This window comes from Mesorhizobium sp. M7A.F.Ca.AU.001.01.1.1 (assembly GCF_004022735.1).
In the GTDB taxonomy this organism is placed as follows: domain Bacteria; phylum Pseudomonadota; class Alphaproteobacteria; order Rhizobiales; family Rhizobiaceae; genus Mesorhizobium; species Mesorhizobium ciceri.
The window spans coordinates 1-5,656 of the sequence record NZ_RZPF01000433.1; the positions used below are offsets into that span (position 1 = coordinate 1).

Sequence of the window (5,656 nt, forward strand, 5' to 3'; positions counted from 1 at the left end):
CACCGAAAACCCGGTCAATCTCACCCGCTCGGTTCAGGGCCTGACCACCTATGTCACGGTCGGCGGTGCGCCGGTCTATGTCTGGCCGGGCGGCGGCATCACCCTGATGGTCGATGTCACACGGGTGCCGGAAGGCGCCTTCGGCTATGTGCCTACACCGGCGCTGGTGGCGCCGATCGAATTCACGCTGCGCCGCGACGACTATGTCAGGCTCGGCGGGTACGAGGCCGAGATCCGCAGCGTCGAGGATATTGTCGCAAAAGGCGGTGAGTACCTGAATCCGCGCCGCGGCACAGGCGCCGAAACCAACAATCCATGGCCGCCACTCGCGCAGCTACGTCGTGCCGGCTCGAACGGGGCCGGGTGATGCAAGGCCCGCAAGCCCATTGGCTGCAGGACGGCAAGCGGCTGCATCTCAACCACGGGCCGATCGACCTGATCGTCGAGGTTTTTGGTGAGGCGGATGAATGCCGCCGAGCCTATGAACAGGCCATAGCGCGGTTCCAGACGATCCTGGTGGAGCTGGTCGAGGAACTCCCCGAATTGCGGCTGCCGGCGTTTTTCCTGGCGCCGCGCACCTTCGCCGGCCCGACGGCGCGCCGCATGGAGGCAGCCGTCATGCCCCTGGCGGAATGCTTTATAACTCCGATGGCGGCCGTCGCGGGATCGGTAGCCGACGAAATGCTCGCCGCATTGCTTGCCGGTCGCAAGATCGAGCGCGCCTATGTCAACAATGGCGGCGACTGCGCGCTCCATATCGGCAAGGGCCAGTCGATGGGTCTGGCGGTTGCCGGTACCGGCAACGGCATGACCGACCGGATCACGATCCGCGCGGAAGATGGCGTTCGCGGCGTCGCCACCAGCGGTTGGCGTGGCCGCTCCTTCTCGCTTGGCATTGCCGACGCCGTCACCGTTCTGGCGCGGACCGGCGCCGAAGCCGATGCGGCGGCGACGCTCATCGCCAACGCGGTGGACCTGCCCGGCAATCCCGCCATCAAGCGCATTTCCGCACACGAACTGTCGCCCGACAGCGATCTCGGCTCGCGGCTGGTGACGCAAGGCGTCGGCACGCTTGCCCTTGGCGAAGTGGCGCGCGCGCTGGACAATGGCCTTGCCGTCGCCGAAGATTTTCGCCGGCGGGGGCTTATTGCCGGGTCGGCGCTGTTTCTCGGCGGCGAGATCCGCATCAGTGGCTCGGTTGCGCTTGCCGCGCCCAACGAAACTTCGAGGGAGGAAGTTGCCCATGCCTGAGTTTCCGATCCGCAAGATCGCGGTTCTGACCGAAGAGATCTTTCACGAGGGCGGGCCGGTGGCCAAGGTGCCGCGCCGCCGTGCCGCCGCCATGGCGCTGGTAAAGAACCCGTTCGCCGGGCGCTATGTCGAGGAGCTGCAGAGCGCCATGGACGATCTCAAGCCGCTCGGCCTGCTGCTCGCCGACCGGCTGATCGCGGCGCTCGGCGGCGACGTCAAGCAGATCGACGGCTACGGCAAAGGCGCCATTGTCGGCACCGCAGGTGAGCTGGAACACGGCGCCCTCTGGCATGTGCCCGGCGGCTACGCCATGCGCGAGCGGCTCGGCGACGCCAAGGCGATCGTGCCGTCGGCCAAGAAGGTCGGCGCTTTCGGTTCGAAGCTCGACGTGCCGCTCGGCCACATCAACGCCGCCTATGTGCGCAGCCATTTCGACGCCATGGAAGTCGGCATGTCCGATGGTCCGTGCCCCGACGAGATCCTGTTCTGCCTCGCCATGACTTGTGGCCCGCGCATCCACGATCGCATGGGTGGTCTCGCGGCCGATGACATCAAAGCCTGGGATGGGCTGCGGTGAGCGGCGAGGACAATCTGCTCAAGCTGGTCGAGGTCGAGGCGCCGGACGACCAGGATTACCTCCTGCAGGAGCAGGTCGGCTTCATCCTGCGCAAGGCGCATCAGCGCCATGTCGCGATCTTTGCCGCGCATATCGGCGATCTGACGCCGCCGCAATTCGCGGCGTTGGCCAAGCTGCGTGACGTCGGCGAGACCTCGCAGAACCAGCTCGGCACGCTGATCGCGATGGATGCGGCGACGGTGAAGGGCGTCATCGACCGGCTGAAGGCGCGCGGCCTGGTCGAGCTTTCCAGGCACGAGGTCGACAAAAGACGGCTGCTGGTCAATCTGACCGCGGCAGGCCGCGATGCCATCGAGCGCCTGATCCCGCTGGCGCGCGAGATCACAAAGGAGACGCTGGCGCCGCTCTCGGCCAAGGAGATCACCACCTTCATGAAGCTGCTGGTGAAGCTGGCTTAGACCCGCCGGGCGCCAAAGGAGGCACCCGGCAGGAAGTTTGCCTCAGAGGCCGTTGTCCTTCAGCACCTGGGCGGCGTTTTCCTTGGTGATCTTCTCGGTTGGCAGGGTAATGGTCTTTTCGACTTTCTCGCCGTTGAGGAACTTGATCGCCTGGCGCAGGCCTTCGGCACCGGGAGTGACATAGGTGAAGGTCGCCGTCAGCTCGCCCTTGTTCACCATCTGCACGCCTTCATTGGGCAGGCCGTCGATGCCGATGAACTTGATGTCCTTCTCGCGGCCGACATCCTTGGCGGCGAGATAGGCGCCATAGGCCATCGGGTCGTTGTGCCCGTAGACGAGATCGATCTTCTCGTTGCTCTTCAGCGCGTTGGCCATCAGATTGTAGGCCTGGTCCTGCTTCCAGTCGCCCGATTGCTGGTCGAGCAGATATTTGATGCCCGGCTCCTTGTCGGTGAATTCGTGAAAGCCGTCATGGCGGTCATGCGCCGGCTGGGTGCCCATGCCGCCCCAGATCTCGACGACATTGCCTGCAGCCTTGCCCTTGCCGCCCAGCAGTTCGACGGCATATTCGCCGGCCGCGCGGCCGATCAGCGCGTTGTCGCCGCCGACGAACTGCGTGTAGTCCTTGGTGTCGACATTGCGGTCGAGCACGAAGACCGGGATCTTGGCGTCGATCGCCTGCTGCACGACGCCGGTCAGGCCGGCCGATTCCTTCGGTGACACCAACAGCGCATCGACCTCCTGGCGGATCAGGTTCTCGACATCGGCGACCTGCTTTTCGGTCTTGTCCTCGCCGTCGGTGATGATCAGCTCGACCTCGGGGTGCTTGGCGGCTTCGGCCAGGATGTCCTTGTTGAACTGCGCGCGCCAGGGCTCGATGGTCGTCACCTGCGAGAAGCCGATCTTCCACTTCTTGTCCTGGGCATAGGCATTGCCGGTGGTCAGCAGCGCGGTGGTGGTCAGCAGTGCCGCGGTCACGGCGGCAAGCTTCAGCATGTCACGTCGTTTCATTTTTTGTTTCCTCCGAGATTGAGAGACGGTGTCTCTTGCGACGGCCGCTTTGCCGCGGCCGTTTCCTTGTGCGCCGATTGCCCGCCGGGCAGGCGCAGATAGGCCAGGAGATCACCGGCATTGCGCTCCTGCACGAGCACGGTGCCGATGATGATCATCCCCTTCAGCACCAGCTGAAGGTTCGAATTGATGTTGTGGAGCTGCAGGATGTTGGAGAGCAGACCGAAGATCAGCACGCCGCAGAACGTGCCGATGAGGCTGCCGCGCCCGCCCATCAGGCTGGTGCCGCCTATGACCACAGCGGCAATGGCGTCGAGCTCCAGCCCGGCGCCGGCATCCGGCTTGCCTTGCCGGTACTGCGCGACATAGAGCACGGCGGCAATGCCGGCGAGCAGCCCGGAGACGGCATAGGTGGCGATCTTGACGCGGCCGGCGGCGATGCCGGAGAGGCGCGCCGCCTCCTCGTTGCCGCCGATGGCATAGACATAGCGGCCGAACGGCGTGAAGCGCAGCACCGCGCCGTAGATCACGATGGCGCCGAGGAAGAACAGGCCCGGCATCGGGATGATGCCGAACACCAGCGAGCGCAGGATCTCGAAATCGGCGGTGGCGTTGGAGCCGGTATAGACCGGCAGCACCGCATTGTTCTGGCCGGCGGTCAGCCGTGCGATGCCGAGCGCCGTCACCATCATAGCCAGGGTGACGATGAAGGGCTGCAGCCGTCCGGCAACGATGATGAAGCCGTTGAGCGCGCCGAACAGCAAACCAACGCACGGCGCCACCAGCAGCACGCCGAGCACGCCGAATTTCGGCTCGATCTGCGGCAGCAGAAACCACAGCGACAGGCAGCACAAGACCACGCCGACGACGGCGGGCGTGATCAGGCCGCGAATCCCGTCCAGCCTGATCTCGCGGACGAGATCGGCGCCGGCACGGGACTTTGCCAGGTTCTGGAAGATGAAGCGGGTGACGACGAAACCGAGGCAAAGCGCCACCAGCGCGACGGTCGGCACGCCCAGCACGACGCCCGGCGTCACGCCTGGGACCGTCAGCAGCATGGCACAGACCACCGAGCAGATGGCCATCAGCGAGCCGACGGAGAGATCGATGCCGCCGGTGATGATGACAGCCGTCATGCCGGTGGCGATCAGCCCGGTGGTCGAGACCTGGCGCAGCACGTCGAGCAGGTTGCCGTAGGAGAGGAAGATGTTGTTGCCCTTGGAACTCATCGGCGAGCCCAGCACGCCGATCAGGAAGATGGCGATCAGGCCCCAATAGAGCTTGGTACGGGACAGGAGTTTCAGGGCAGTCATGCGGCTGGTCTCGATATGGTCCTGCGCGGGGCGGCGAGACGCATGATGGCCTCCTCGCTGGCCGCATCGCGGGAAAGAATGCCTGTCTGGCGGCCATCGGCCATCACCAGGATGCGGTCGGAGAGATGCAAAAGCTCCGGCAGTTCGGAGCTGATGACGGAGATGGCCAGTCCATCGCGCGCCAGCTTGAAGATCAGGTCGTAGATCTCGCGTTTGGCGCCGACATCGATGCCGCGCGTCGGCTCGTCCAGCAACAGCACCCTTGGCCTGGTCGCCAGCCACTTGCCGATGACGACCTTCTGCTGGTTGCCGCCGGACAGCGTGCCGGCAGGCTGGTCGATGTCCCGGCAGCGGATGCCGAGCGCCTTGACCGCCTGCCGCGCCAGCCCCTGCTCGGCGGCCAGCGAGCGGATGCCGAAGCGGGCCAGCGACCCGACCAGCGGCAGCGCGACATTGTCTGCGATCGAAGCCTGCAGATGCAGGCCTTGCGTCTTGCGGTCCTCGGTGACCAGTGCAATGCCCAGCCGCCTTGCGTCGCGGGGCGAACGGATATCCACAGGCCGGCCGTCGACCTGGATTTCGCCACCGGTGCGGCCATCGCTCGAGCCGAAGATCGCCTCCAGGATCTCGGTTCGGCCCGAACCCAGCAGCCCGCCAATGCCGAGGATCTCTCCGGCGGCAAGATCGAAGCCAACGCCGTCGATCACCGTGCGCCAGCCATGCGCATCGGGCTTCGACAGCGACAGGTTTTCGACCGAAAGCACAATGTTGCCGCCGGAGTGGCGCTCTTCCTGGGAGGAAGCGAGCAGGTTGCGTCCGACCATCGCCGAAATGATCGCATCTTCGTCCAGCCTGGCCATCGGCTCGGTCAGTACATGGCGGCCGTCGCGAAACACGGTGACGCGGCTGGCCAGATGCATGACCTCGTCGATGCGGTGCGAGATGTAGACGATGGCGACACCGCTCTCGGCAAGCTGGCGGATGATGCGGAACAGCCGCTGGCATTCGGCCGGCGACAGCGCCGAGGTCGGCTCGTCCATGATCAG

General features: G+C 65.3%; 6 protein-coding genes and 1 pseudogene. 4 read left to right on the forward strand and 3 right to left on the reverse strand.

The window, feature by feature from the left end; translation table 11 throughout:
• From EN884_RS23400 to EN884_RS23415, 4 genes and pseudogenes are all read left to right on the forward strand, one after another.
• Positions 1-367, forward strand: a pseudogene (locus EN884_RS23400) (6-hydroxynicotinate reductase); the annotation flags it as partial.
• The gene (locus EN884_RS23405; RefSeq protein WP_063169734.1) at positions 367-1,251 is read left to right on the forward strand and encodes a thiamine biosynthesis protein ApbE; all 885 of its coding nucleotides are present in this window, start codon (positions 367-369) and stop codon (positions 1,249-1,251) included. The pseudogene EN884_RS23400 and the gene EN884_RS23405, both read left to right, overlap by 1 nt.
• Positions 1,244-1,828 carry an amino acid synthesis family protein gene (locus EN884_RS23410; RefSeq protein ID WP_013528453.1) on the forward strand — a complete coding sequence of 195 codons (585 nt, stop codon included), beginning with the start codon at positions 1,244-1,246 and terminating at the stop codon, positions 1,826-1,828. Before EN884_RS23405 ends, EN884_RS23410 begins: the two co-directional genes overlap by 8 nt.
• The gene (locus tag EN884_RS23415) at positions 1,825-2,286 is read left to right on the forward strand and encodes a MarR family transcriptional regulator (protein WP_063169733.1); all 462 of its coding nucleotides are present in this window, start codon (positions 1,825-1,827) and stop codon (positions 2,284-2,286) included. Before EN884_RS23410 ends, EN884_RS23415 begins: the two co-directional genes overlap by 4 nt.
• Before the next feature lie 42 nt (positions 2,287-2,328).
• Here EN884_RS23415 and EN884_RS23420 read toward each other — a convergent pair whose 3' ends face one another.
• The 3 genes from EN884_RS23420 to EN884_RS23430 all read right to left on the reverse strand — a co-directional run.
• The gene (locus EN884_RS23420; protein WP_013528455.1) at positions 2,329-3,297 is read right to left on the reverse strand and encodes a substrate-binding domain-containing protein; all 969 of its coding nucleotides are present in this window, start codon (positions 3,295-3,297) and stop codon (positions 2,329-2,331) included.
• Positions 3,294-4,610: an ABC transporter permease gene (locus EN884_RS23425; protein ID WP_013528456.1), complete on the reverse strand. Its 1,317-nt coding sequence runs from the start codon at positions 4,608-4,610 to the stop codon at positions 3,294-3,296. Before EN884_RS23425 ends, EN884_RS23420 begins: the two co-directional genes overlap by 4 nt.
• The coding region (locus tag EN884_RS23430) for a sugar ABC transporter ATP-binding protein (protein ID WP_164895119.1) at positions 4,607-5,656 on the reverse strand (1,050 nt) is incomplete at its 5' end. The genes EN884_RS23425 and EN884_RS23430, both read right to left, overlap by 4 nt.

What these genes read in the sequence shown, in the direction of transcription:
- EN884_RS23405 (WP_063169734.1), top strand. Translation starts at nt 367, where the DNA reads ATGCAAGGCCCGCAAGCCCATTGGCTGCAGGACGGCAAGCGGCTGCAT.
- EN884_RS23410 (WP_013528453.1), top strand. Translation starts at nt 1,244, where the DNA reads ATGCCTGAGTTTCCGATCCGCAAGATCGCGGTTCTGACCGAAGAGATC.
- EN884_RS23420 (WP_013528455.1), bottom strand. Translation starts at nt 3,297, where the DNA reads ATGAAACGACGTGACATGCTGAAGCTTGCCGCCGTGACCGCGGCACTG.
- EN884_RS23425 (WP_013528456.1), bottom strand. Translation starts at nt 4,610, where the DNA reads ATGACTGCCCTGAAACTCCTGTCCCGTACCAAGCTCTATTGGGGCCTG.